31 protein-coding genes are annotated in these 23828 nt (G+C 56.7%); 29 read left to right on the forward strand and 2 right to left on the reverse strand.

Translation table 11 applies throughout. The features are described from left to right. The first annotated feature begins 577 nt into the window (after positions 1–577). The 23 genes from NIZ92_RS17955 (at position 578) to tatC (ending at position 16566) form a co-directional block, all read left to right on the forward strand. Positions 578–1153: a chromate transporter gene (locus NIZ92_RS17955; protein WP_060185452.1), complete on the forward strand. Its 576-nt coding sequence runs from the start codon at positions 578–580 to the stop codon at positions 1151–1153. Then, positions 1150–1680, forward strand: a complete 531-nt coding sequence (locus NIZ92_RS17960; protein ID WP_021447240.1) for a chromate transporter — start codon at positions 1150–1152, stop codon at positions 1678–1680. Before NIZ92_RS17955 ends, NIZ92_RS17960 begins: the two co-directional genes overlap by 4 nt. Before the next feature lie 186 nt (positions 1681–1866). After that, the gene (locus tag NIZ92_RS17965) at positions 1867–2691 is read left to right on the forward strand and encodes an ABC transporter ATP-binding protein (RefSeq protein ID WP_254002398.1); all 825 of its coding nucleotides are present in this window, start codon (positions 1867–1869) and stop codon (positions 2689–2691) included. Continuing rightward, positions 2688–3473, forward strand: a complete 786-nt coding sequence (mlaE, locus tag NIZ92_RS17970; protein ID WP_226348228.1) for a lipid asymmetry maintenance ABC transporter permease subunit MlaE — start codon at positions 2688–2690, stop codon at positions 3471–3473. The genes NIZ92_RS17965 and mlaE overlap by 4 nt, the downstream gene beginning before the upstream one ends. Positions 3474–3494: 21 nt before the next feature. Continuing rightward, positions 3495–3971 (forward strand): outer membrane lipid asymmetry maintenance protein MlaD, encoded by a 477-nt coding sequence (mlaD, locus tag NIZ92_RS17975; RefSeq protein WP_254002399.1) that lies wholly within the window; start codon positions 3495–3497, stop codon positions 3969–3971. A 40-nt stretch (positions 3972–4011) separates the two neighbouring features. Continuing rightward, on the forward strand, positions 4012–4791 hold the full coding sequence (locus NIZ92_RS17980) for a VacJ family lipoprotein (RefSeq protein ID WP_051359147.1): 780 nt from the start codon (positions 4012–4014) through the stop codon (positions 4789–4791). A 38-nt stretch (positions 4792–4829) separates the two neighbouring features. After that, a complete protein-coding gene (locus NIZ92_RS17985; protein ID WP_035269860.1) occupies positions 4830–5501 on the forward strand; it encodes a phospholipid-binding protein MlaC in 672 nt (223 codons plus the stop codon). A gap of 186 nt (positions 5502–5687) precedes the next feature. After that, positions 5688–6479 carry an ABC transporter ATP-binding protein gene (locus tag NIZ92_RS17990; protein ID WP_009455490.1) on the forward strand — a complete coding sequence of 264 codons (792 nt, stop codon included), beginning with the start codon at positions 5688–5690 and terminating at the stop codon, positions 6477–6479. Between the two features lie 95 nt (positions 6480–6574). Further along, the gene (locus NIZ92_RS17995; protein ID WP_042486095.1) at positions 6575–7333 is read left to right on the forward strand and encodes an ABC transporter permease; all 759 of its coding nucleotides are present in this window, start codon (positions 6575–6577) and stop codon (positions 7331–7333) included. A 4-nt stretch (positions 7334–7337) separates the two neighbouring features. Further along, positions 7338–7586, forward strand: a complete 249-nt coding sequence (locus NIZ92_RS18000) for a BolA family protein (RefSeq protein WP_009455487.1) — start codon at positions 7338–7340, stop codon at positions 7584–7586. After that, a complete protein-coding gene (gene murA, locus NIZ92_RS18005; RefSeq protein WP_060185453.1) occupies positions 7579–8841 on the forward strand; it encodes a UDP-N-acetylglucosamine 1-carboxyvinyltransferase in 1263 nt (420 codons plus the stop codon). Before NIZ92_RS18000 ends, murA begins: the two co-directional genes overlap by 8 nt. Next, positions 8838–9512 (forward strand): ATP phosphoribosyltransferase, encoded by a 675-nt coding sequence (gene hisG / locus NIZ92_RS18010; RefSeq protein WP_009455485.1) that lies wholly within the window; start codon positions 8838–8840, stop codon positions 9510–9512. The genes murA and hisG overlap by 4 nt, the downstream gene beginning before the upstream one ends. A gap of 129 nt (positions 9513–9641) precedes the next feature. After that, positions 9642–10946: a histidinol dehydrogenase gene (gene hisD / locus NIZ92_RS18015; protein WP_254002400.1), complete on the forward strand. Its 1305-nt coding sequence runs from the start codon at positions 9642–9644 to the stop codon at positions 10944–10946. 25 nt (positions 10947–10971) lie between these two features. Further along, positions 10972–11559 carry an imidazoleglycerol-phosphate dehydratase HisB gene (hisB, locus tag NIZ92_RS18020; protein ID WP_009455482.1) on the forward strand — a complete coding sequence of 196 codons (588 nt, stop codon included), beginning with the start codon at positions 10972–10974 and terminating at the stop codon, positions 11557–11559. Between the two features lie 20 nt (positions 11560–11579). Further along, positions 11580–12227: an imidazole glycerol phosphate synthase subunit HisH gene (gene hisH, locus NIZ92_RS18025; protein WP_009455481.1), complete on the forward strand. Its 648-nt coding sequence runs from the start codon at positions 11580–11582 to the stop codon at positions 12225–12227. A gap of 77 nt (positions 12228–12304) precedes the next feature. Continuing rightward, positions 12305–13045 (forward strand): 1-(5-phosphoribosyl)-5-[(5-phosphoribosylamino)methylideneamino]imidazole-4-carboxamide isomerase, encoded by a 741-nt coding sequence (gene hisA, locus NIZ92_RS18030; protein WP_009455480.1) that lies wholly within the window; start codon positions 12305–12307, stop codon positions 13043–13045. Next, positions 13042–13833, forward strand: a complete 792-nt coding sequence (hisF, locus tag NIZ92_RS18035; RefSeq protein WP_035269852.1) for an imidazole glycerol phosphate synthase subunit HisF — start codon at positions 13042–13044, stop codon at positions 13831–13833. Before hisA ends, hisF begins: the two co-directional genes overlap by 4 nt. After that, a complete protein-coding gene (gene hisI / locus NIZ92_RS18040) occupies positions 13833–14237 on the forward strand; it encodes a phosphoribosyl-AMP cyclohydrolase (RefSeq protein ID WP_009455478.1) in 405 nt (134 codons plus the stop codon). The genes hisF and hisI overlap by 1 nt, the downstream gene beginning before the upstream one ends. Continuing rightward, entirely contained in the window at positions 14234–14587 is a 354-nt protein-coding gene (locus tag NIZ92_RS18045; RefSeq protein WP_021447244.1) for a phosphoribosyl-ATP diphosphatase, read from the forward strand. Before hisI ends, NIZ92_RS18045 begins: the two co-directional genes overlap by 4 nt. An 83-nt stretch (positions 14588–14670) precedes the next feature. Then, entirely contained in the window at positions 14671–15039 is a 369-nt protein-coding gene (locus NIZ92_RS18050; protein WP_026483636.1) for a histidine triad nucleotide-binding protein, read from the forward strand. 12 nt (positions 15040–15051) lie between these two features. After that, entirely contained in the window at positions 15052–15285 is a 234-nt protein-coding gene (gene tatA / locus NIZ92_RS18055) for a Sec-independent protein translocase subunit TatA (protein WP_021447245.1), read from the forward strand. Between the two features lie 22 nt (positions 15286–15307). Then, positions 15308–15802 carry a Sec-independent protein translocase protein TatB gene (tatB, locus tag NIZ92_RS18060; RefSeq protein WP_254002401.1) on the forward strand — a complete coding sequence of 165 codons (495 nt, stop codon included), beginning with the start codon at positions 15308–15310 and terminating at the stop codon, positions 15800–15802. Beyond that, entirely contained in the window at positions 15799–16566 is a 768-nt protein-coding gene (gene tatC, locus NIZ92_RS18065) for a twin-arginine translocase subunit TatC (RefSeq protein ID WP_009455473.1), read from the forward strand. The genes tatB and tatC overlap by 4 nt, the downstream gene beginning before the upstream one ends. 278 nt (positions 16567–16844) lie before the next feature. On the opposite strand, the gene NIZ92_RS18070 is transcribed toward tatC, so the two are convergent. Then, positions 16845–18017, reverse strand: a complete 1173-nt coding sequence (locus NIZ92_RS18070) for a S1C family serine protease (protein ID WP_115634546.1) — start codon at positions 18015–18017, stop codon at positions 16845–16847. 25 nt (positions 18018–18042) lie between these two features. On the opposite strand from NIZ92_RS18070, the gene NIZ92_RS18075 reads away from it, so the two are divergent. Next, positions 18043–18819 carry a Nif3-like dinuclear metal center hexameric protein gene (locus NIZ92_RS18075; RefSeq protein ID WP_009455471.1) on the forward strand — a complete coding sequence of 259 codons (777 nt, stop codon included), beginning with the start codon at positions 18043–18045 and terminating at the stop codon, positions 18817–18819. Between the two features lie 181 nt (positions 18820–19000). Here NIZ92_RS18075 and mscL read toward each other — a convergent pair whose 3' ends face one another. Continuing rightward, complete coding sequence (gene mscL / locus NIZ92_RS18080; RefSeq protein ID WP_009455470.1) at positions 19001–19456, reverse strand: large conductance mechanosensitive channel protein MscL; 456 nt, start codon at positions 19454–19456, stop codon at positions 19001–19003. Between the two features lie 126 nt (positions 19457–19582). Between mscL and petA the strand changes: the two genes are divergently transcribed. The 5 genes from petA to NIZ92_RS18105 all read left to right on the forward strand — a co-directional run bounded on the left by petA (position 19583) and on the right by NIZ92_RS18105 (position 23707). Continuing rightward, positions 19583–20227: a ubiquinol-cytochrome c reductase iron-sulfur subunit gene (gene petA / locus NIZ92_RS18085; RefSeq protein WP_035269839.1), complete on the forward strand. Its 645-nt coding sequence runs from the start codon at positions 19583–19585 to the stop codon at positions 20225–20227. Positions 20228–20277: 50 nt separating this feature from the next. Then, a complete protein-coding gene (locus NIZ92_RS18090) occupies positions 20278–21666 on the forward strand; it encodes a cytochrome bc complex cytochrome b subunit (RefSeq protein WP_009455468.1) in 1389 nt (462 codons plus the stop codon). A 19-nt stretch (positions 21667–21685) separates the two neighbouring features. Continuing rightward, positions 21686–22540: a cytochrome c1 gene (locus NIZ92_RS18095; RefSeq protein WP_080747987.1), complete on the forward strand. Its 855-nt coding sequence runs from the start codon at positions 21686–21688 to the stop codon at positions 22538–22540. Between the two features lie 126 nt (positions 22541–22666). Next, the gene (locus NIZ92_RS18100; RefSeq protein WP_009455466.1) at positions 22667–23275 is read left to right on the forward strand and encodes a glutathione S-transferase N-terminal domain-containing protein; all 609 of its coding nucleotides are present in this window, start codon (positions 22667–22669) and stop codon (positions 23273–23275) included. 6 nt (positions 23276–23281) lie between these two features. Then, entirely contained in the window at positions 23282–23707 is a 426-nt protein-coding gene (locus NIZ92_RS18105; protein ID WP_009455465.1) for a ClpXP protease specificity-enhancing factor, read from the forward strand. Positions 23708–23828: the final 121 nt, after the last annotated feature.

The raw sequence follows: 23828 nt of genomic DNA on the forward strand, positions 1-23828 counted from the left end.
GCAATCGAATAATCGTACACGCACAACCGCTTTTACGACCATAAAGTCTTTTTTATTTTCAATCAAAGATGGGTATAGATCAAATCCATCTTCATGAAACTGTCCATGTTTGGATCCGGATCGGGCTGCTCAGCCGCTCCAGCAAGCCACCATAAATTCAAACGATCGTTTCAATCTCTTTTATTTCAACAGATTGAACCCATAAAAAGCTCATTACACCCTTCATTAGCCGCCGGAAGCACCCGGCCCCTCAAGCGGGCATCACACATGGTTTCAAGTTATTTTTTTAATTCTTTTCTTATTTATTTCAATTCATTTTTTATTTAATTTTTGCACCCACTTTAATTAATTTTTATCTTTAAATATTTCAAACAAATAAGCAGCGCTTGAGGGTAGAAAAAAATTTGAACGACCGCTGCCCGACAGCCGTTTTCTTGCCAATAAAGGCCACGCCGCACCCCCAGCAAGAAGGATCAGGCCGCCACCCGAGCGCACAAGAGGGCAAAAACGGCTTAATTTGTATGCCAGAATGTTCAAACTTCCACTTTTGACGAGCCCTATCCGCCTTCATTGCTCTATGACCCGGTCTCAAGAAGCTGCCCCTTTATCCTTAAGCGCTCTATTTCTGATCTTTGCCCGCATTGGCCTGACCAGCTTTGGTGGGGGCTTGAGTGGCTGGTTAATGCGTGAGTTTGTTGTTCAGCGGCGCCTGATGAGCCAGGCGGATTTTCTTAGCGGTCTGGCGCTGTCCCAAGCACTACCCGGCATCAATGTGGTGAACCTCTCTATATGGATTGGTTATCGTCTGCTGGCCGGGCCTGGGGCGTTAGTTGCCACGCTGGGCATGGTGCTTCCCCCGCTACTGCTGGCCATTTTGATGCTGATTGGTCTGGAACAACTGACGGGCTCTACCCTGGTGCCTCAAGTCATGGCCGGAATTGCCGCCGCCGCTATTGGCCTGTCTCTTGAAATGGGCGTACGCTCGGCGCGCAGCGCCGCCACCGGAATCGTGCCCATTGCCCTCATGTTGGCCGTTTTTGTCGGCATTTTCGTCATGGAATGGAGCCTGATCCCCGTTATTCTGATCTGTGCACCGCTGTCCGTCTGGTATGCCTGGCTGCAACTTGGGGACAAAGCGGTGGAGCAATCATGATCACGGTTTTGCTCCAGCTCATGCGCGTCTTTGCGCCCCTGTCTTTTCTGACCATAGGGGGCGGGCAAAGCATCATCCCGGAGATTCACCGGCAATCGGTAGAAATCCATGGCTGGCTCAGCAATCAGGAATTTCTGGATCTGTTCGCCCTGTCGCGCCTGACACCCGGCCCGAAATCCTTGCTTGTCACCCTGGTGGGCTGGAAGGCGGCTGGCTGGGCCGGTGCCCTGGCCGCATCCGTCGCCATTTTCCTGCCCTCTGCCCTGCTGATCTATTACCTGGCAACAATCTGGAAGCGCTATGAGGGCACACGCATCATCCGCGCCATTGAAATTGGTCTGCTGCCCATTGCCGCCGGCATGATCCTGGCCGCCAGCGGCACAATTCTGAAAGCGGCCCAAGGCGGACTGTGGGCCTGGGGCACGGCTCTGGCCTGTACGGCCATTTTGCTGCTAAGTCGCATCAACCCTTTATGGTTGCTGGCAGGCGGCGGATTGCTGTTCGCCTTGATACAACCCGCTATCTAAAACAAATTCGACACAAAAAAGGGCGGCTTCACCACCAAAGCCGGTTTGAAGTAAGTGGCTGTATCAAGAGCCACAAAATGGCTCATAAAAGCGCCACGATCCCGCCCCCATAGCGCGCAAGACATTGAGACGCCAGAGCTGCAAGCGGTACAATGGCAGGTCCTTTTATCCCCTTTTGCCCGCGACATGGTTGTAAATACTGACCGAGCCGTACTAAATCTGGACTCCGCCTCGCTGGGCTACGGTGCCTTTACCGTGCTCGCGGACGTGTCCATGACCGTTCAGAAAGGTCAGGTCGTCGCCATGATGGGGGGGTCAGGTTCCGGAAAAACAACACTTCTGCGTGCTGCGACCGGACAAATTCGTGCTCAGAAAGGGACTGTTACGGTTTTTGGCCAGGACTTGGCCAAGCTGGACGGCGAGGCTCTGCGCCAGACGCGTCAACGCATGGGTGTGCTGTTTCAACAGGGTGCCCTGTTTACTGACCTGAACGTGTTTGAAAACGTGGCGTTTCCCCTGCGGGAGCTGACAAACGACTCCGAAGCCGCCATTCAGGACCGTGTACTGGACAAGCTGGACGCCGTTGGCCTGCGCGCGGCTGCCCATTTAGGCATCAATGAAATTTCCGGCGGTATGGCCCGCCGGGTTGCCCTGGCCCGTGCCATTGTGCTGGAGCCCGAGCTGATTCTGTACGACGAACCCTTTGCCGGCCTGGACCCTATTTCCATGGGCATTACCGCGCAGCTGATTCGCAACCTGACCGACCGCCTGAACTGCGCTTCAGTATTGATTACGCACGATGTGGCCGAATCCTTTGCGATTGCCGACCAGGTTTATATTGTTGGCCAGGGACGTTTGCTGACCCAGGGCACGCCCACCGAGCTGCGCGCGTCCAAGGATCCTTACGTGCAGCAGTTCCTGCGTGGTGAACCCGACGGCCCTATCGCCTTTAACTATCCCGTCACCCCGGCTTTTGAAGCCTGGCTCCAGAATCGGACGACGCGCTCATGAATTTCATCACCGCCCCGATTAACGCGCTAGGCGCTGCGATACGCAATAGCATCTACGGCCTGGGTGCCTTCAGCCGCCTGTTCGTGGCCTTGCTGGCCCGATCTTCCCTGCTGTGGCGTCGCCCCCGTCTGGTTTCCCAGCAAATCCACTTTATTGGCAACTATTCGCTGCTGATCATTGCCGTTTCCGGGCTGTTCGTGGGTTTTGTGCTGGGCTTGCAAGGTTATTACACACTGAACCGCTATGGTTCCGAAGAGGCCTTGGGCCTGCTGGTCGCCCTGTCTCTGGTACGTGAACTGGGACCAGTCGTCACCGCCCTGCTGTTTGCAGGCCGAGCCGGAACATCATTAACCGCCGAAATCGGCTTGATGAAGGCCGGTGAACAGATTGCCGCCATGGAAGTCATGGCGGTAGACCCCTTGCGCCGCCTGCTGGTACCGCGCTTTTGGGGTGGCATTATTGCCATGCCCATTCTGGCCGCCGTGTTCTCCATGGTCGGCATTCTGGGCGGCTATGTCGTCGGCGTGCAGATGATCGGCATTGATGCGGGCGCCTTCTGGTCGCAAATGCAAAACGGTGTCGATGTCATTGATGACGTACTCAACGGAGTGATCAAAAGCCTGGTGTTTGGCCTGATCGTGACCTTGATTGCGCTGTATATGGGCTGGCATGCCAAGGCCACGCCCGAAGGCGTTTCTCGCGCGACCACACGCACGGTCGTCAGCGGCGCTTTGGCGGTATTGGGCACTGACTTCCTGCTCACCGCCCTTATGTTCAGTTAACTATTTAGGAATTGCTCAGCTATGAATCGCGAGAAAACCGATTTCTGGGTTGGCCTGTTTGTTTTGCTGGGGCTGGTCGCACTGGCATTCCTGGCCCTGCGTGCGGGTAACCTCAGTTCTTTTTCCTTTGCCAAGACCTACCAGGTATCGGCCAAGTTCGATAATCTGGGTGGCCTGAAACCACGCGCTCCCATCAAGGCCAGCGGTGTGGTCGTTGGCCGGGTTGGCTCCATTGGTTTTGACAACAAGGACTTCAAAGCCGTGGTCACCCTGGATATGGACGAGCACTACAAGTTTCCTGTCGACACCTCGGCCTCCATCTTGACGTCAGGCCTGCTGGGCGAACAGTACATTGGCCTGACTGCGGGTGGCGACGACAAGGACCTGCAAGGTGGCAGCACCATTACCTATACTCAAAGCGCGGTTGTGCTGGAAGAACTGATCAGCAAGTTCCTCTACAACACGGCCTCCAAGGACGGCGGCTCCAAATCGGAGTAAGCAAACCCGCCCGTTCATGCTCATTACAGACGACACAACCATGAATACAACAACTCGCCGCTCTTACTCCCTGCCTCGTGGAGTCCGTTTGAGCCTGATCGGTGCCAGTGCTGCGCTTGTGGCCGGTTGCGCCAGTGTGCCCAACCCCAACCCCCAGGACCCCTGGGAAGGCATGAACCGTGGCATCTACGCCTTTAACGAAACCGTGGACGGCGCGCTGATCAAACCGATTGCAGAAGGCTACAACGCCCTGACGCCGCAGCCTGCACGCACATGTATTAGTAACATTTTCAACAACCTGGGCGATGCCTGGTCGGCCGTCAACAGCTTCCTGCAAGGCGAGCACGTTGACTTCTTCAACACCCTGGGCCGAGTCCTGTTCAACTCGACCATGGGCCTGGGCGGTTGTATTGACGTTGCCACCATGAACGGCTCCAAGCGCATCCCCAACGACTTTGGTGTGACGCTGGGCGTATGGGGCGTCAAGTCTGGCCCTTACGTGGTTCTGCCCTTCTTTGGCCCCAGTACCGTTCGCGACGGTGTGGCACGTGGCACCAGCTTCCTGGAAGGCTTCTCCTCCACGGGTCCGATCATGGCGATCAAGGATGTACCGGTACGCAACAGCATCTTGGGTTTGTGGGCCTTGGATGCCCGTGCTGGCGTGCTGGATGCAGAAAAACTTGTTAACGACATCGCCCTTGACCGCTACAGCTTCATACGCGACGCTTACCTGCAACGACGCCATGCGATGGTGCAAGCCCGCCGCACCGGTGGCGACACCAGCCAGGACCTGCCTGACTACTCGGACGCAGACGAATAAAAACGCGCTGCCCGCAGAACATTCTTCTGGAGTTTTTTATGATTTCCCGTCCCGCCTTGGGCGGGACTGCTTTGCAGTCCTCCCCCTCTCGCCTGATTTCCTGGATCCTGACCGTCTGTGCGGCCCTGGCTCTGTGTTTGCACGCCGTCGCAGCCCAGGCACAAGTTGCAGATCCCAAAGGGGAGCCCAACAAGTTTGTTGAATCGGTCGGTAATCAAGCATTGCAAGTGGTCAAGGAAAGCGACGCCATCCGCAAGGGTGACCGCGCTGCCATTCTGGCTGCCGTGAACGAAAACATCATGCCCTACGTGAACCTGGAAAAGACGACACGTCTGTCCGCTGGCCGCTACTGGCGTCAAGCCAGCCCCGAACAGCGTCAGAAGCTGGTCGAAGCGTTCAAGGGCACCTTGGTGCGTACCTACAGCGGGGCCTTGTCCCGCGTGGATGACAAGACACAGCTGACCATCCTGCCGTTCCGTGGCGATGCCAATGCAGACGACGTGGTGGTGCGCTCCTCGCTGACTCAGTCCAACGGTGGCCCGGTTGGCGTGGATTACCGTCTGGAAAAAACACCTGAAGGCTGGAAAATCTACGACTTGAACGTGGAAGGCATCTGGCTGATTCAAAACTACCGCAACCAGTTTGCCCAGCAAATTGAGCAAGGTGGCATTGATGGCCTGATTCAGGCGCTGAACAAGCAAAACAGCTAAGACAGGCCGTGGCAAGCACGGGCGCTTTGGTCGGGCATTCTTAAGCAGACCAGAGTCGTACTCTATAATAAAGAGCCTGATCACCCCCAAACAGGTCTACGCCCATGCGTAGGCCTGTTTAGTTAACAAAGACGCTACAGCGACGACTTACACCGCCACACCCGCGTCAGGCCAACCCAAATTGCCATGTCCGCCTTCAAACTCGATAACGTCAGTAAACGCTTCGCTCCCCAAAGCCGGGGACTCAAAAGCCTGTTTTCCCCTCCCCGTTCCGATGCCGGTTTTCTGGCCGTCGATCAGGTCAGCCTGACTATCGAACATGGTGAATTTTTCGGCTTGCTCGGCCCTAACGGCGCCGGCAAAACAACCCTGATTTCCATGTTGGCCGGCCTGACCCGTCCCACCAGCGGCCAGGTCAGTGTCTGTGGTTACGATGTGCGCACCCAGTATCAAAAAGCCCGCCAATCGCTGGGCGTGGTGCCACAGGAAATTGTTTACGATCCCTTTTTCACCGTCCGTGAAACCTTGCGTCTGCAATCGGGCTACTTTGGCCTGAAAAACAATGACGACTGGATCGACGAGATTCTGGCCAATCTGGCCCTGAGCGACAAGGCCGATGTGAACATGCGCGCCTTGTCCGGCGGCATGAAGCGCCGCGTTCTGGTCGCCCAGGCGCTGGTGCACCGCCCCCCTGTCATTATTCTGGATGAGCCCACTGCCGGTGTGGACGTGGACCTGCGCCGCACGCTGTGGGAGTTCATCATTCGCCTGAATCAACAAGGCCACACCATCTTGCTGACCACCCACTATCTGGAAGAAGCCCAGGCCCTCTGTGGTCGCCTGGCCATGCTTAAAAGTGGCAAGATCGTCGCCCTGGATACCACGCAAGCCATTATGGAGCGCGCAGGCGGCCACGATCTGGAGGATGCATTTGTGCGCATCATGCACAACGAAGGAAAAATGGGAGTCGCACTGTGAACCAGAACAATTCTCCCAAACACTGGGGCGTGCCTCAAAACACGGACGCCCCCGCTGCCAAGATCGGCACCCTGAGCCTGCCCCCTCAGCCCAAGATGGGCTCGGGCTTTCCTACGCTGCTGCGCAAGGAGCTGATGCGTTTCTGGAAAGTGGGCTTTCAGACCATTGCTGCGCCCGTTTTGACGGCGCTGATGTATTTGCTGATTTTCGCCCACGTGCTGGAAGGCCGCGTCACGGTATACGACTCCGTGCCCTACACCGCCTTCCTGATTCCGGGCCTGATGATGATGAGCATGTTGCAAAACGCTTTTGCGAACCCGTCCTCATCACTGATTCAAAGCCGCATCACTGGCAATCTGGTCTTTATCCTGCTGCCACCGCTGTCGCACCGCGAGATTTTCGCCGCCTATCTGCTGGCGTCCATCGCCCGCGGTGTCTGTGTGGGCCTCTGTGTGTGGCTGGTGTCGCTGTTCTTCGTGTCCCTGCCTGTGGCCAAGCCCTTATGGGTATTGGTGTTTGCCGTCATGTCTTGCGGCATCATGGGCACCTTGGGTCTGATCGCCGGACTGTGGTCTGAAAAGTTTGACCAACTGGCGGCGTTCCAGAACTTTCTGATCATGCCTGCGACGTTCCTGTCGGGCGTGTTCTATTCGATTCATAGCCTGCCGCCGTTTTGGCAAACTGTTTCACACTGGAACCCGTTGCTCTATACCATTGACGGGTTCCGCTACGGTTTTTTTGCCGCCTCGGATATTTCTCCCTGGTTCAGCCTGACCGTTGTCGCCAGCGTCTTTGTTGCGCTGTGTCTGATTTCGCTACGCCTGCTTGCCTCAGGCTATAAATTACGGAATTGATTTCATGTTGCCGACCCCCGAACAAGTTCACCAATACATTGCCGACAACCTGCCCTGTGAACACTTGCAAGTGCAAGGCGATGGTTCGCACTTTGAGGCCCTAATCGTCAGCACCGCCTTTGAAGGCAAACGCCTGATTGCTCGTCACCAACTGGTTTACAAAGCCCTGGGCGACCGGATGAAAGCCGAAATCCACGCCCTGTCCATGCGCACGCTTACCCCCGACGAATACAAGGCCAATCCGAATGGATAAATTACGCATCACGGGCGGACAACGCCTGAATGGCGAGATCACCGTCTCTGGCGCCAAAAACGCTGCCCTGCCCATTCTGTGCGCCAGTCTGCTGACTGCCGACACGGTGTACCTGGACAATGTCCCGCGTCTGCGTGACATCGACACCACCCTGAAGCTGTTGGGGCAGTTGGGTGTCACCCAGGAGCGCAATGGCACGCTGGAGCTGAATGCAGGCAACATCACCAATCTGGAAGCGCCCTACGAACTGGTGAAAACCATGCGCGCCTCCATTCTGGTGCTGGGCCCCCTGCTGGCCCGCTTTGGCGAGGCCCGCGTCAGCCTGCCCGGTGGATGCGCCATTGGTCAGCGCCCTGTAGATCAGCACATCAAGGGTCTGGCGGCCATGGGGGCAGAAATCCATGTCGAGCACGGCTTTGTGAATGCCCGCGCCAAACGCTTGCGCGGTGCCGTGGTGCGCACGGATATGGTGACGGTGACCGGCACCGAAAACCTGATGATGGCCGCCGTTCTGGCTGAAGGCCAAACCATTCTGGAAAACGCAGCCCGCGAACCGGAAATTATTGATCTGGCCGAGCTGCTGATCAAAATGGGTGCCAAAATCCAGGGCCACGGTACCGACCGTATCGTCATTGACGGTGTCGAACGCCTGCACGGTGCCAAACACACCATCTGCCCCGACCGTATTGAAGCCGGTACGTTCCTGTGCGCCGTTGCCGCTACCGGTGGCGAACTGACCTTGCGCAATACCGATGCTGACGCCATGGGCGCCACGCTGGACAAGCTGCGCGAAGCCGGACTGCAGATTGAAACCGGCTCGGACTGGATCAAGGCCAGCATGAATGGTCGCCCCAAGGCGGTCAGCTTCCGTACCAGCGAATACCCCGGCTTCCCCACGGACATGCAGGCTCAATTGATGGCACTGAACACCATTGCCGACGGCACCGCCTCGGTCGTGGAAACCATCTTTGAAAATCGCTACATGCACGTACAGGAACTGAACCGACTGGGTGCACAGATCGATATCGAAGGCCATATGGCCGTCGTTACCGGCGCTCCTTACCTGACTGGCGCCACCGTCATGGCAACCGACCTGCGTGCGTCGGCCAGCCTGGTCATTGCAGGCCTGGCGGCTCGGGGTGACACTACCGTCGAACGCATCTACCATCTGGACCGTGGCTACGACCGCATGGAAGCCAAGCTTCAAGCCGTAGGCGCCAACATCGAGCGAATCAGCAGCAAGGAAACCCAATGAGTCCCGCCGGTTTAAATCAACCTCTGACGCTGGCCTTGTCCAAAGGCCGGATTTTTGACGAAACCCTGCCCTTGCTGGAAGAGGCAGGCATCAAGGTGCTGGAAAGCCCCGAAACGTCGCGCAAACTGATCCTGCCCACCAATAACCCGGACCTGCGTCTGATTATTGTGCGTGCCACCGACGTGCCAACCTACGTGCAATACGGTGCCGCCCATATCGGAATTGCCGGCAAGGATGTGCTGTACGAGCACATGGAACAGCACCCCGGCGGTCTGTACCAGCCCGTGGACCTGAACATTGCCCGTTGCCGCCTGTGTGTGGCCGTGGCCGAAGGCTTTGACTACCATTCGGCCGTCAAGCAAGGTTCGCGCCTGCGTATCGCCACCAAATACACCCGCGCTGCCCGCGAACACTTCGCCAGCAAAGGCGTATATGTGGACTTGATCAAGCTGTATGGCTCCATGGAACTGGCTCCGCTGGTCGGTCTGGCCGACGCCATTGTGGACCTGGTCTCCAGCGGAGGCACCTTGCGTGCCAACAAGCTGGTGGAAGTGGAAGACATCACCCCCATTTCCTCGCGCTTGATCGTCAATCAGGCTGCCATGAAGAATCGTGGTGCCCAGTTGCAACCCCTGATCGACGCTTTCTCTCGCGCTTCGGTAGACGAGTAAAACTTCCCCTGCCACGGGCGGGGGATAAACAGCCTGACAATCCTGCTTGCGCAAAAGGCGCAGACCGCCTTTTGCCTAAGCGAAATGTTATACACTGGCCCTTGAACCTTAGCTTTTTCCTATAGCGACATGTCACTGATCCATCGCCTGACCTCCCAATCCGCCCAGTTCGATGCCGAACTGCGCACTCTACTGGCTTACGAAGCGTCCGAAGACGCGTCTATCGAGCACGCTTGTGCCGAAATTCTGCATCGTATCCAGCATGAGGGGGACACGGCCTTATTGGATTACACCCAGCGCTTTGACCGACTGGCTGTTGAACAGGCCTCGGCACTGGAAATCTCCAAAGAAGAACTGTTTGCGGCTCTGGACAGCCTGCCTACCGATCAGCGCAAGGCACTGGAACAGGCCGCCGAGCGTGTGCGTCGTTACCACGAGCATCAGCGCACTGAAACCTGGACCTACACGGAAGCCGATGGCACCGTGCTGGGTCAGCAAGTTACCCCCTTGGACCGTGTGGGACTGTATGTTCCCGGTGGCAAGGCCGCTTACCCCTCCTCGGTTCTGATGAACGCCATTCCTGCCAAAGTGGCTGGTGTTCCAGAACTGATCATGGTCACGCCTACACCCGATGGCGTGCGCAACCCCATCGTGCTGGCGGCTGCCGCCCTGGGCGGTGTCGATCGCGTGTTCACTATTGGTGGCGCGCAGGCTGTAGGCGCTTTGGCTTACGGTACGGACACCATCCCGCCGGTAGACAAGATCGTCGGCCCCGGCAACGCCTATGTCGCCGCTGCCAAACGCCGCGTCTTTGGCGTCGTTGGCATCGACATGATTGCCGGCCCCTCCGAAATCCTGATCATCAGCGACGGCAGTGCTCCTGCTGACTGGGTGGCGATGGACCTGTTCTCCCAGGCTGAACACGACGAGCTGGCCCAGGCCATCTTGCTGTGTCCCGATGCGGACTTCCTGGACCAGGTTGAAGCGGCCATCGAACGTCTGCTCCCCACCATGCCACGCGCGGACATCATCCGTCGCAGCCTGTCTGGTCGCGGTGCCCTGATCCACGTCCGCGATCTGGACGAGGCCTGTAAGATCAGCAACCATATCGCGCCGGAACACCTGGAAGTCTCTACCCGTAACGCCCAGGACTTGTTGGGCAAAATCCGCCATGCTGGCGCCATTTTCCTGGGCCCCTACAGCTCCGAATCGCTGGGCGATTACTGTGCCGGGCCTAACCATGTCCTGCCGACGGCACGCACTGCGCGTTTCTCGTCACCTTTGGGCGTCTACGATTTCCAGAAACGCAGCAGCATTATTCAGGTTTCAGAATCAGGCGCCCAAACATTGGGACCCATAGCCGCTACGCTGGCACAAGGCGAGGGCCTGTACGCCCACGCTGCCAGCGCGCAATTCCGATTGAACCAATCCTGATACCGGCCTTGCCGCCGGCACTGATATGCGTACCGCCGAGATTACCCGCAATACCAATGAAACCCGCATCCGCGTGGCCGTTAACCTGGACGGCACCGGCCGTCACTCGCTCAACAGCGGCGTGCCCTTTCTGGACCACATGCTGGACCAGATCGCCCGCCACGGTCTGATTGACCTGGACGTGCACTGTGAGGGCGACACCCACATCGATGATCACCACACTGTCGAGGATATCGGCATTGCACTGGGCCAGGCTTTTGCCAAGGCCGTAGGCAGCAAAGCCGGTCTGCGCCGCTACGGCCATGCCTATGTGCCCTTGGACGAGTCACTGTCGCGCGTAGTGGTGGACTTCTCCGGTCGCCCCGGCCTGTTTTATTTTGTGCCCTTTACCCGCGCACGAATCGGCCAGTTCGATGTAGACTTGGCACGCGAGTTTTTCCAGGGTTTTGTCAATCACGCCCTGGTTTCTATGCACATCGATAACCTGCGCGGCGAAAACGCACACCACCAGTGCGAAACCGTGTTCAAAGCCTTTGGCCGAGCATTGCGTATGGCTCTGGAGCTGGACCCACGTAGCGAAGGCGTGGTGCCTTCGACCAAAGGGGTTCTGTAAACGTCCTTCGGACACACATCGTGACCACTATCGCTATTGTCGATTACGGTTCGGGCAACATTTTCTCGGTTGCCCGAGCACTGCATGCCGCCGCACCTGATGCGCGCATCGTTCTTGCTCAAACCCCTCAAGCCATTCTGGATGCGGACCGGGTTGTCTTACCCGGCCAGGGTGCCATGCCCGATTGCATGGCCCACCTGGACCAATCCGGTTTGCGCGATGCCTTGCTGACAGCCGCCCGCAACAAGCCCTTATTGGGCATTTGCGTAGGCGAACAAATGCTGTTCGATTCCAGTCAGGAAGGCAATGTCCCCTGTTTAGGTCTGATTCCCGGCCAAGTGCGCCGTTTTGAGGGCCCGAACTACAAAAGCAGCGACCACGCCTCCGGCCCCGGGCTGAAAGTGCCCCATATTGGCTGGAACCGCGTACACCAGACTCAGGATCATCCCTTATGGGCTGGCATTGAGGATGGCGCGTTCTTTTACTTTGTTCATAGCTACTTTGTCGATCCGCTGCATATAGATCAAACTTGTGGTTCGACGCACTATGGCCAACGCTTTACCTCGGCGATAGCAAACGCTAATATTTTTGCGTTGCAATGCCATCCTGAGAAAAGCGCAGACAACGGCCTGCAACTGTTCCGGAATTTCGCCAACTGGAAGCCATGATTTTTCAAGCAAGCTTCCCGGCGTTGTTCTGACTTTTTCCGACCCAGTATTTCTTACGTTTTTTACGGCTAAAGACCATGCTTTTGATTCCCGCCATCGACCTCAAAGACGGGCGTTGTGTGCGCCTTCGCCAGGGTGACCTGGACGATGCCACTATTTTCTCGGATGATCCGGCCAAAATAGCAACACAATGGCTGGAACAAGGGGCCCGGCGCCTGCATCTGGTGGACCTGAACGGCGCTTTTGCCGGCAAGCCCAAGAACAGCGAAGCCATCAAATCCATTATTGCTGCCATCGACGGTGAAATTCCCGTACAGATCGGCGGTGGTATCCGCGACCTGGATACCATCGAGCGCTACCTGGACGCTGGCATGAGCTATGTCATTATTGGCACTGCCGCTGTCAAAAGCCCTGGTTTCCTGCAAGACGCCTGCAGCGCCTTTCCTGGCAACATCATTGTTGGCCTGGATGCCCGTGACGGCAAAATCGCCACCGACGGCTGGAGCAAGCTGACCCGCCACGACGTACTGGATCTGGCCAAGAAATTTGAAGACTACGGCTGCGAATCCATTATCTACACCGATATTGGCCGCGACGGCATGCTGACTGGTGTAAACATCGAAGCCACCGTCAAGCTGTCCCAGCACGTGAAGATTCCCGTCATCGCCTCCGGCGGTGTCACCAACCTGAAAGACATTGAAGACCTGTGTGCCGTAGAGCACGAAGGCATCGAAGGTGTGATTTTGGGTCGCAGCATTTACGAAGGCACCCTGAATTTTGCCGAGGCGCAAACCTTCGCTGACGAGTACCAGGCATGAGCCAGGACGTCACCAACGAATTAGCCTGCCGCATCATTCCTTGTCTGGACGTGACCGCTGGCCGTGTGGTCAAAGGCATCAACTTTGTGGATCTGGTCGATGCCGGAGACCCTGTCGAAATCGCCCGCAAGTACAACGACCAGGGTGCCGACGAACTGACCTTCCTGGACATTACGGCCACCTCGGACAACCGTGATCTGATCTTGCCCATCATCGAACAGGTGGCCAGTCAGATTTTCATCCCCCTGACAGTGGGCGGTGGTGTGCGCGAAGTAGCCGACATCCAGCGCCTGCTCAATGCCGGTGCGGACAAGGTGTCCATTAACAGCGCTGCCATCAGCAACCCGGACCTGGTGCGTGCCGCCAGCGATCACCATGGCAAGCAATGCATGGTCGTCGCCATTGATGCACGCCGTGTCAGTGCTGAAAACGAAGCCCCCCGCTGGGAAGTCTTTACCCACGGCGGTCGTCGTGGAACCGGCCTGGACGTGGTGGAATGGGCAGCCCGCATGGCCGAATACGGCGCCGGCGAACTGCTGCTGACCAGCATGGACCGCGACGGCACCAAATCCGGCTTTGATCTGGAACTGACTCGTGCCGTGTCCGAGGCGGTTTCCGTTCCCGTTATCGCCTCTGGTGGAGTGGGCGGCCTGCAAGACCTGGCCGATGGCGTGATCAAGGGCGGCGCCAGTGCCGTACTGGCCGCCAGCATCTTCCACTACGGTCAACACACTATTGCCGAAGCCAAGGATTTCATGGCTGCGCAAGGTATTCAGGTGCGACGCTAATGGCTGACTTACCGGCCTGGCTGGCTGAAATCCGCTTTGATGAACAAGGCTTGATCCCCGCGATTGCGCAGGACCAGGCCACGGGCAAAATCTTGATGGTCGCCTGGATGAACCAGGAGTCCCTGCAAGAGACCGTCAGCACCGGCCGCGCCGTGTACTGGTCGCGTTCCCGCCAGCGCCTGTGGCGCAAGGGCGAGGAATCCGGCCACGTGCAGCATGTCAGCGACTTGCGCCTGGACTGTGATGGCGACGTTATTTTGCTTAGCGTGGAGCAGGTTGGCCAGATCGCCTGTCATACGGGTCGTGAAAGCTGCTTTTATCGCCAGCTGCAAGGCCAGAGCGATCAGGCACAATGGGTGGCGGTTGACCCCGTCCTGAAAGACCCGGAGCATATTTACCGATGAGCGAACAACCTACTGTCGAGACCATCCTCGATCATCTTGGCCGCACCCTGAAGTCCCGCCTGCCTGCACAAGGCGGGGATCCATCCTCTTCCTACGCCGCCAAGCTGCTGGCCAAGGGACCGGATGCATTCCTGAAGAAAATCGGGGAAGAAGCGACCGAGCTGGTCATGGCTGCCAAGGATGAAGAACGCGAGCGCATCGTCTACGAAACGGCAGACCTGTGGTTTCATAGCCTGGTGGCCCTGACTTACTACGGTCTGGAGCCCCGCGATGTCCTGACAGAACTGCTGCGCCGCGAAGGTACATCAGGCCTGGAAGAAAAAGCTTCGCGCCCTAAGGACCAGGTGTAATTCTGTCATTTAGACGCGCTACACTGTCCTGATACCTAGATTTTTGGCACTTGCCCAGCAAGTGCTTCGCTACCGAGGTTGCTATGAGCGAGAACTGTCTGTTTTGTAAAATTGCTGCCGATCAGATCCCGTCCAAAAAAGTGTACGAGGACGAGGACTTTCTGGCATTTCACGACATCAACCCAGCTGCACCTATCCATATCCTGGTAATCCCCAAGAAACACGTCGTGTCCATGCAGGACGTATCGGGCCAGGATAGCGAATGGTTGGGTAAAATGATGGCTTTGGCACCTTCCCTGGCCGCAAAGGCTGGTTGTCGCCCCGGCCCTGAAGGCGGTTTCCGCATTGTCATCAACAACGGTTTGGATGGCGGGCAGGAAATCAACCATTTACACATGCACATCTTGGGCGGTGAGCGCCCATGGCAACAACGCGCAGCCATGGCTGCTTAAGGGAGATACATTATGGGTAGCTTTAGCATTTGGCACTGGCTGATCGTTCTGGTCATCGTTGCCCTGGTTTTCGGCACCAAGAAACTGCGTAATATCGGCTCGGATCTGGGCGGCGCAGTCAAAGGTTTCAAAGAAGGCATGAAAGACGTGGGTGAAGAAGAAAAAACACCCGAAACCGTCAGCCAACGCGCTGCCGATCCTCAAACGATCGACGTGCAGGCCAAGGAAAAATCCGATCGCGCCTGATCCCCTTCTTGTGTGAGTCTGAATGTTTGATGTCAGCTTTAGTGAACTGCTCCTGATTGGAGTGGTTGCCCTGATCGTCATCGGTCCCGAACGTCTTCCTAAAGTAGCGCGCACCGTCGGCCATTTGCTTGGCCGCGCGCAGCGCTACGTTAACGAGGTCAAGACCGATATCCAACGCGAAATCAATCTGGATGAGGTGAACAAGCTCAAAGACCAGATGGAGGACGCCGCGCGCTCGGTGCGCAGTTCGGTCGAGGACACGGGCAAAAGCATCAGCCAGCCTCTGACAGAAGCCCGCGACACCCTGCAAAACGCGTCGGAGTCCGCACGCAAGGCCTTCTCGGATACCGCCGAGAGCGTCAAGGCGAGCCCCGACGCCACCCCCGCGAAAGAATCGGCTGCCAGTCAGCCCGATACGGATGCAGCCGCCCAGCCAGCGCCCAGTGCGCCAGCCAGTGACGACGCTCCCCGTCCTACGGATGCTCCCGCCCACCCCTCTAAAGGACCGACGGCATGAGCACCGAAGCGCCTCAAGAAGATACCTTCATCTCCCACCTGGTCGAGCTGCGCACACGCCTGCTACGCGCGGTCATTGCCGTGGTCGGGATTTTTATCGTGCTGTTTACGTATCCTGGCGCTTCGGCCATTTATGATGTGCTGGCCCAGCCCATGATGAGCTCTCTGCCCGAGGGTACGCGCATGATTGCCACCGGGGTGATTACCCCTTTCATGGTGCCGGTCAAAGTCACCTTGATGGCATCGTTCGTATTGGCCTTGCCTATCGTGCTCTACCAGGCATGGGCCTTTATTGCGCCTGGTTTGTACAACCACGAAAAGAAGCTGGCTTTGCCGCTGATCATGACCAGCACTTTGCTGTTCATTGCCGGCATGGCGTTTTGTTATTTCGTGGTGTTCCGCACCGTATTTCACTTCATCGCCTCGTTTGCCCCGCAATCGATTACACCAGCACCGGACATCGAAGCCTATCTGGGCTTTGTCATGACCATGTTCCTGGCCTTTGGCATTACCTTTGAAGTGCCTATCGCCGTGATTTTGCTGGTGAAAACAGGCGTTGTAACGGTAGCCAAACTGCGCGAAATCCGTGGTTATGTAATTGTGGGCGCGTTTGTGATCGCCGCTATCGTGACCCCGCCCGATGTGGTCAGCCAGATCTTGTTGGCCGCCCCGCTATGCCTGCTTTATGAATTAGGGATTCTGGCCGCCAGCCTGATCAAGAAACGGGAAGCGGAAAACAGCGAAGGCCGCGAGCTGGATCTGTAAAACGATCAAAGCAACACCTGTTTGTACGCGTCACATGGCGTGCAGACCCAAAAATGGCTCTCTTGCCTTGCTCCAAAAGGAGTAGCCCAGAGAGCCATTTTTTTAGATACCTTGCCAAGCCTTCGCGCCACTACGATCTGCAAAACAGCGTAGCCAAATGCAAATCGCCTGACCACACAAGCATCAACACACTACAAGAGCCTGTACGGCCTGCAAGGCCATGAACGCATCTCTACGCTCTTTCAGTGAACTCCAGCGAAGAGGAGAAGCTGCTGGCCCTATTTGCGCACCTGAGGTCGCATACCGACCTTGACGGGAACGTCCAGCTCCTTGCCATCGCGCAATACGCTTAATGTCACGGTCTGCCCGGGTTGCACTGGCCCAATCTGATTGAGCAGGCCAATTGAATCGGCCACTTGCTGACCATTCAAGCGCAACACAATATCGCCCACCTGCAAATGCGCCTCGGCAGCCGGGCCGTGACGTTGCACACTGGCAATAATCACACCTGCATCACTCTTTAGTTTGAAAGACTTGATCAGGTCCGGGGTAATGTCCTGTGGCTCCAGGCCCAGCCAGCCGCGTGTCACTTCACCATTACGGATAATTTCGTTCATGATGGCCAGCGCAGTCGAGGACGGAATGGCAAAACCGATACCCAGCGAGCCGCCTGTTTCGGAATAAATAGCGGTATTGATTCCCACCAGACGGCCAACCGCATCCACCAGAGCCCCACCCGAGTTGCCGGGATTAATGGCGGCATCGGTCTGAATGAAGTTTTCGTAAATATTGATGCCCAGGCGATTGCGTCCCAAACCGGAGACAATGCCCATCGTCGTGGTCTGACCCACTCCGAAAGGATTGCCAATGGCCAGCACCACATCGCCCACCTGCAATTGATCCTGTTCCTGGGTCTGAATCACAGCCAGCTTGGGCAGATCCACTTTCAGCACCGCCAGATCGCTTTCAGGGTCCGAGCCAATCAGACGCGCCTTGGCCTGACGTCCATCCGATAATGCCACCTCGATGGCATCAGCCGCTTCAATCACGTGGTAATTGGTCAGGATATAACCCTGCTCGTGTACGATCACGCCCGAACCCAGGTTGATTGTGGAGCGGCGACCCATCAAGTCGGGCAGTTCGCGAAACAGGCGCTGCAGATCAGGATCTTCCAGCAAGGGAGAATTGCCTTCCAAATGCTTGCTGGTGTACACATTAACGACCGCCGGCGCGGCGCTAGTGACAGCCGAGGCATAAGACAGCGGGCCATCCTGCTCCATGGCAGCCGCGGGGATCAGGGGCGGAACCGGTGCAGGCAAAACCACCGTATTCGTAGAGCGGACGGGAGCCTCGGGCGCGCCCACCCACTGCGGTCGCAGCGTCACTACAATAAAAAAGCCCGCCAGACAAATTGTCACCGCTTGAGCAAACACTAGCCACAATCGACGCATAGCACTCTTTCAGATAAGGATTTCCATGACTCAGGTTTCAACAGCCGAACTGGCCAGCTGGCTCAATAGCACCTTGGATGTCGCCCGTTTCAAGGACTATTGTCCCAATGGGCTTCAGGTCGAAGGCAAGCCCTATATTGGCAAACTCGTCACCGGCGTGACGGCCTCGCTGGCACTGATTGACGCCGCTATTGCCCGCCAGGCGGACGCAATTTTGGTGCACCACGGCTGGTTCTGGAAAAACGAAAACCCGTGCATTGTAGGCGCCCGAAAAACTCGTATAGAACGCGTCCTGACGCATCAGCTTAACCTCTTGGGCTATCACCTGCCCCTGGACGCTCACCCTGTCCTGGGCAATAACGCCCAGTTGGCTCGCCAGTTAGGCATCGAGGTGCTGCGCGACGCAGACGGCGTGGCACAAACCTGTGGTCCGGATGGACTGGTCTGGCTGGGTGAACTGCCAACCCCAGTTTCACTGGAAACATTCAGCCTGACAGTTTGCAATAATTTACAACGGCAGCCACTGGTTGTTGGCGATTTACAACGGAAAATCCGCCGAATAGCCTGGTGCACAGGAGGGGCACAGGGCTTTATTGATAGCGCCATCGCCGCGCAGGCCGATCTTTACATCAGCGGCGAGGCTTCGGAGCAGACATTTCACAGTGCACAGGAAAACAATATTGCCTTCATGGCAGCCGGCCATCATGCAACCGAACGCTATGGGGCCAAGGCTTTGGGCGAAGAAATCGCTCGCCAGTTTGGCATAGAAGTGGAGTTCATCGATCTGGACAACCCGATCTGATTTCATCAAAAACCCGCACATATGACCTTGAACAAGCTTTAAAGCGCCACAGGCTAGACAAGCCCAGGCCCTGAAAGGCTAAAATCAGGCATCCGGCGCGGGCAAACTTGACCCTGCCGGTGGGTTTACATAAACAAAAAGGTGCCGAAAGGCACCTTAAAGCTTTGATAAGTCTGGGCTTTTATTTTTTCAGCGAATCCCTGATCTCGCGCAGCAAGATGACGTCTTCAGGGGTTGGTTCGGGTACGGCCTCAGCAGCTTCAGCCTTGGCCACGGTGGCACGCATACGGTTAATCATCTTGACCATGCAAAACACCACGAAGGCCAGCAAGATGAAGTTGATGAAAATGGTCAGGAAGTTACCCCACGACAAAACAACAGCACCGGCCGCATTCAGAGCTTCCAGGGTTTCTGGGCCGGTAAAGCCCTCTGGTGTACGCAAGACCGTGAACTGGTTGGTAAAATCCACTTCGCCGCCAAGGATGAAACTGATGACGGGCATGACGATGTCTTTTACCAGCGAGTCGATAATCTTGCCAAAAGCAGCGCCAATAATGACACCGACCGCAAGGTCCATCATGTTGCCCTTAACTGCGAACTCCCGGAATTCGTTCAGGAAACCTCGAGCCTTGTTCATATGTTCACCTTTGATCAAGTTATGCTGCGCTGGGTAACGCGTATAATGTGCGGTTGAATAATATACCCAGGCCCAAATCCGTAAATTGTGGTATTGCCCGAGTCGGGCAGGAATAAGGATACTAGAATGAGTCAGAATACGACACAGCCCGATGCCATAGGCGCGGTTGATTTCAATCTTCCGCCCGATCCTTCGCGCCGCACCTGGGTCGCCACCGCCTGTGCATTAGGTGGTGTCGCTGGTGTGGCGACAGCTGTTCCCTTTGTCAGCTCCTTTGCTCCTTCCGAGAAAGCAAAAGCGGCCGGCGCTCCCGTAGAGGTCGATATTTCCGGTATCGCCCCCGGTCAGATGCGCACCGTGGAATGGCGCGGGAAACCCGTCTGGATTCTGCACCGCACCAAAGAGCAGCTGGACGCACTGCCCAAGCTGGACAGCCAGCTGGCCGACCCTGACTCGGATCGCCCCGGTTACACCCCTGCGTACGCCAAGAACGAATACCGTTCGCGTCGCCCTGAAATCTTTATCTGTATCGGTATCTGCACCCACCTGGGTTGCTCCCCTACCCCGCATCTGGCTGCTGGCGCTGGCGCTGGTCTGCCCGGTGGTTGGGAAGGCGGCTTTCTGTGCCCCTGCCACGGCTCCACGTTCGACCTGGCCGGCCGCGTCTACAGCAACAAGCCTGCTCCAGACAATCTGGAAATCCCGCCCTACGAGTTCTCGGCTGACGGCACGATGGTTACCATCGGCGTAGACGAAAACAACAAGGCCTAAGGCGGCTGTAACCCAATACGTACTATTTAAAAAGATAAAGGAGCCGTTTCATGGCTGGCGAGAAAACCGTCGAAACGACAGGACTCTTGGGATGGATTGACAGGCGTTTCCCCCTGACATCCATGTACAAAGAGCACATGTCAGAATATTACGCGCCGAAGAACTTCAACTTCTGGTACTTCTTTGGCTCCCTGGCACTGCTGGTGCTGGTTATCCAGATCGTGACGGGTATTTTCCTGGTCATGAACTACAAGCCTGATGCCAAGCTGGCCTTTGAGTCGGTTGAATACATCATGCGTGAAGTGCCCGGTGGCTGGATCATCCGCTACATGCACTCCACAGGCGCTTCCATGTTCTTCGTGGTGGTGTACCTGCACATGCTGCGCGGCTTGTTCTACGGTTCGTACCGCAAGCCACGTGAACTGGTCTGGATCTTTGGCGTTGCCATTTTCCTCTGTCTGATGGCTGAAGCCTTCATGGGCTACCTGCTGCCATGGGGCCAGATGTCTTACTGGGGCGCCCAGGTGATTGTTAACCTGTTCTCGGCCATTCCTTTCATTGGTCCTGATCTGGCTATTTTCATCCGTGGTGACTACGTGGTGTCCGACGCCACCCTGAACCGCTTCTTTGCTCTGCACGTGATTGCGGTGCCTCTGGTCCTGCTGGGTCTGGTTGTGGCTCACCTGATCGCACTGCATGAAGTGGGTTCCAACAACCCCGACGGCGTGGAAATCAAGAAAGGCCCCAAAGACGCTCAAGGTCGTCCTTTGGATGGCATCCCCTTCCACCCTTACTACACCGTGCACGACATCCTGGGTGTGGCGGGCTTCCTGATTGTGTTTGCCGCTATTGTGTTCTTTGCCCCTGAAATGGGCGGCTACTTCCTGGAGTTCAACAACTTCAGCCCTGCCGATGCACTGAAGACTCCTCCACACATTGCTCCTGTCTGGTACTTCACGCCGTTCTACTCCATGCTGCGTGCCACGACTGCCGACTTTACCTGGGTTCTGGCCGGTGCTTCCGTGCTGGGTGCTCTGGTGCTGTTCGTCAAAGGCAAGCTGCCCGGTATCTGGCGCCTGGTCGTACCCGCTGTCCTGATCGCTGTTGCTGTGCTGCTGCGTGTTATCGACGCCAAGTTCTGGGGCGTGGTGGCCATGGGTGGTACGGTCGTGATCCTGTTCTTCCTGCCTTGGCTGGATAAATCGCCTGTGAAGTCGATTCGCTACCGTCCTACCTGGCACAAAGTGCTGTACGCGATTTTCATCATCAACTTCCTGATCTTGGGTTACCTGGGCACACAGGCTCCGAACGACTTGTTCAACCTGCTGAGCCAGATCGGTACGGTGATCTACCTGGCCTTCTTCCTGCTGATGCCAGTATGGAGCCGCATGGGTACGTTCAAACCCGAACCTGATCGCGTGACTTTCCGCCCTCACTAGGCCCCCAACACGAAACGGAATGACCATGATTAAGAAACTGCTTGGCGCTCTGGCCTTGTCCCTTACCTGCACGGTGGCTGGTGCCGCCGAAGGTGGCTATGCCCTGGAGCGCGCGCCCGACCGCATGAATGACATGGCGGCGTTGCAAAATGGCGCAAAACTGTTTGTGAACTACTGTCTGAACTGTCATAGCGCCAACTCCATGCGCTACAACAAGCTGACAGACATCGGCCTGACCGAAGAGGACATCAAGAAAAACTTGCTGTTCTCCTCGGACAAGGTGGGTGATCTGATGAAGATCGCCATGACCCCCGAAATGGGCAAGAAGTGGTTTGGTGCCGCTCCTCCGGACCTGTCCGTGATTGCGCGTGCCAAGTCCACCAACTTGGGCCCCAGCGGCGCAGACTACATCTACACCTACTTGCGCACTTTCTACCGTGACGCATCCCGCCCAACCGGCTGGGATAACCTGGTTTTCCCAAGCGTGGGTATGCCTCACGCCATGTGGGAGCGCCAAGGTGGCGTCACCTTGCACCGCACGACCGTAGCTCAGGAAGCCAAGGACGATGGCAGCAAGGAATGGGTCAAGACCACAGCCACCTACGATCCAGCCGGCTTCTCCGACGTCAAGAAAGAAGTTTTGGCCGATTACACCGGCCACGCTACTGACAGCGTCAAGCTTGAGCCTGTTAACGCCAAGGCTGCTGCCAAATACGACAGCGACGTGGCCGACCTGGCCAACTTCATGGACTGGATGGCCGAGCCTGTGCAGCTGGAGCGCAAGAAAATTGGCGTAGGCGTGATCCTGTTCCTGCTCTTGTTCTTTGCCGTTGCATGGCGCCTGAACAGCGTTTTCTGGAAAGACATCAAGTAAAACGCTATGCTAGACGGGCAGGCCTAACTAGCCTGCCCGGCTTTTTATTGTTAAAACCCCTTGCAGGGTTTTAAATTCTGAGCCGTGAGGCTCTTGTTTTTATTTCTACGACTGGAATCTCCTACCATGATGGTGCTCTACTCTGGAACAACTTGCCCATTCTCACAGCGCTGCCGTTTCGTGTTGTTTGAAAAAGGCATGGATTTCGAGATCCGCGACATCGACTTGTACAACAAGCCTGAAGATATCGCCGTCATGAACCCCTACGGACAGGTGCCAATCCTGGTAGAACGTGACCTGATCTTGTACGAATCGAACATCATCAATGAGTACATTGATGAGCGTTTCCCGCATCCTCAGCTGATGCCTGCGGACCCCACCATGCGCGCCCGCACACGTCTGTTCCTGTATAACTTCGAAAAGGAACTGTTTGTGCACGTGGCCGCCCTGGAAGACCGCCGCAACGCGGATGCCAAGGCACAAGAACTGGCTCGTCAACAAATCCGCAACCACTTGTCGCAGCTGGCTCCCATCTTGCTCAAGAACAAGTACATGCTGGGTGAAGAATTCTCCATGCTGGACGTGGCGATCGCTCCCCTGCTCTGGCGCCTGGACCACTACGGTATCGAGCTGCCCAAGAGCGCTGCTCCTGTGCAAAAGTACGCCGAGCGCGTGTTCTCGCGTCCTGCCTACATTGAAGCACTGACTCCTTCCGAAAAAGTCATGCGTCGCTAATCCACTATGCAAGAAACCTCGACCAAGCCTTACCTGCTGCGCGCTCTACACGAATGGTGTTCCGACCACGGATACACCCCACACATCGTGGTCACGGTAGACGCCAACACGGTTGTTCCACGCGGCCATATTCAGGATGGACAAATCACCCTGAATATCGGACATCTGGCCACCAATGGCCTGATCTTGGGCAACGACTACATTGAATTCCAGGCCCGCTTTGGCGGCGTCACGGAAGACATTTTCGTACCCGTGGCAGCTGTATCGGCCATCTACGCACGCGAAACAGGCGCTGGTATGGGTTTTGAGGTGGTGGAGTCCGAGCCTTACGCAGAAGGTGACACACCGGACGCCGCTCCTGAAGCTGCACCGGAAGCTCCCGCTGCCAAGAAAGACGCTGACAAGGTCTCGCACCTGAAGATCGTCAAATAAGGCGCGTTCGACGCAGACAAAAATAGAGCCCCGCATGGGGCTCTATTTATTTGGGTTCCAAGCTCGGCATTCACCCTAGCTTTAGCTTGGCTTGGCTTGGCTTGGCTTGGCTTGGCTTGGC

Source organism: Alcaligenes sp. 1735tsa3 (assembly GCF_024134565.1).
GTDB classification, from domain to species: Bacteria; Pseudomonadota; Gammaproteobacteria; order Burkholderiales; family Burkholderiaceae_B; genus Alcaligenes; species Alcaligenes phenolicus.

Bases quoted from the DNA above. Each gene is read 5' to 3' on its own strand.
- tatC (WP_009455473.1), top strand. From the start codon at position 15,799: ATGAGCACCGAAGCGCCTCAAGAAGATACCTTCATCTCCCACCTGGTC.
- NIZ92_RS17955 (WP_060185452.1), top strand. From the start codon at position 578: ATGACCCGGTCTCAAGAAGCTGCCCCTTTATCCTTAAGCGCTCTATTT.
- NIZ92_RS18000 (WP_009455487.1), top strand. From the start codon at position 7,338: ATGTTGCCGACCCCCGAACAAGTTCACCAATACATTGCCGACAACCTG.
- NIZ92_RS18075 (WP_009455471.1), top strand. From the start codon at position 18,043: ATGACTCAGGTTTCAACAGCCGAACTGGCCAGCTGGCTCAATAGCACC.
- NIZ92_RS18090 (WP_009455468.1), top strand. From the start codon at position 20,278: ATGGCTGGCGAGAAAACCGTCGAAACGACAGGACTCTTGGGATGGATT.
- NIZ92_RS18050 (WP_026483636.1), top strand. From the start codon at position 14,671: ATGAGCGAGAACTGTCTGTTTTGTAAAATTGCTGCCGATCAGATCCCG.
- NIZ92_RS17995 (WP_042486095.1), top strand. From the start codon at position 6,575: ATGGGCTCGGGCTTTCCTACGCTGCTGCGCAAGGAGCTGATGCGTTTC.
- NIZ92_RS17980 (WP_051359147.1), top strand. From the start codon at position 4,012: ATGAATACAACAACTCGCCGCTCTTACTCCCTGCCTCGTGGAGTCCGT.
- NIZ92_RS18095 (WP_080747987.1), top strand. From the start codon at position 21,686: ATGACCATGATTAAGAAACTGCTTGGCGCTCTGGCCTTGTCCCTTACC.
- mscL (WP_009455470.1), bottom strand. From the start codon at position 19,456: ATGAACAAGGCTCGAGGTTTCCTGAACGAATTCCGGGAGTTCGCAGTT.
- NIZ92_RS18070 (WP_115634546.1), bottom strand. From the start codon at position 18,017: ATGCGTCGATTGTGGCTAGTGTTTGCTCAAGCGGTGACAATTTGTCTG.
- NIZ92_RS17990 (WP_009455490.1), top strand. From the start codon at position 5,688: ATGTCCGCCTTCAAACTCGATAACGTCAGTAAACGCTTCGCTCCCCAA.
- tatA (WP_021447245.1), top strand. From the start codon at position 15,052: ATGGGTAGCTTTAGCATTTGGCACTGGCTGATCGTTCTGGTCATCGTT.
- NIZ92_RS17985 (WP_035269860.1), top strand. From the start codon at position 4,830: ATGATTTCCCGTCCCGCCTTGGGCGGGACTGCTTTGCAGTCCTCCCCC.
- NIZ92_RS17960 (WP_021447240.1), top strand. From the start codon at position 1,150: ATGATCACGGTTTTGCTCCAGCTCATGCGCGTCTTTGCGCCCCTGTCT.
- NIZ92_RS18100 (WP_009455466.1), top strand. From the start codon at position 22,667: ATGATGGTGCTCTACTCTGGAACAACTTGCCCATTCTCACAGCGCTGC.
- murA (WP_060185453.1), top strand. From the start codon at position 7,579: ATGGATAAATTACGCATCACGGGCGGACAACGCCTGAATGGCGAGATC.
- hisF (WP_035269852.1), top strand. From the start codon at position 13,042: ATGAGCCAGGACGTCACCAACGAATTAGCCTGCCGCATCATTCCTTGT.
- NIZ92_RS17965 (WP_254002398.1), top strand. From the start codon at position 1,867: ATGGTTGTAAATACTGACCGAGCCGTACTAAATCTGGACTCCGCCTCG.
- NIZ92_RS18045 (WP_021447244.1), top strand. From the start codon at position 14,234: ATGAGCGAACAACCTACTGTCGAGACCATCCTCGATCATCTTGGCCGC.
- hisB (WP_009455482.1), top strand. From the start codon at position 10,972: ATGCGTACCGCCGAGATTACCCGCAATACCAATGAAACCCGCATCCGC.
- petA (WP_035269839.1), top strand. From the start codon at position 19,583: ATGAGTCAGAATACGACACAGCCCGATGCCATAGGCGCGGTTGATTTC.
- hisA (WP_009455480.1), top strand. From the start codon at position 12,305: ATGCTTTTGATTCCCGCCATCGACCTCAAAGACGGGCGTTGTGTGCGC.
- hisG (WP_009455485.1), top strand. From the start codon at position 8,838: ATGAGTCCCGCCGGTTTAAATCAACCTCTGACGCTGGCCTTGTCCAAA.
- hisD (WP_254002400.1), top strand. From the start codon at position 9,642: ATGTCACTGATCCATCGCCTGACCTCCCAATCCGCCCAGTTCGATGCC.
- NIZ92_RS18105 (WP_009455465.1), top strand. From the start codon at position 23,282: ATGCAAGAAACCTCGACCAAGCCTTACCTGCTGCGCGCTCTACACGAA.
- mlaD (WP_254002399.1), top strand. From the start codon at position 3,495: ATGAATCGCGAGAAAACCGATTTCTGGGTTGGCCTGTTTGTTTTGCTG.
- tatB (WP_254002401.1), top strand. From the start codon at position 15,308: ATGTTTGATGTCAGCTTTAGTGAACTGCTCCTGATTGGAGTGGTTGCC.
- hisI (WP_009455478.1), top strand. From the start codon at position 13,833: ATGGCTGACTTACCGGCCTGGCTGGCTGAAATCCGCTTTGATGAACAA.
- mlaE (WP_226348228.1), top strand. From the start codon at position 2,688: ATGAATTTCATCACCGCCCCGATTAACGCGCTAGGCGCTGCGATACGC.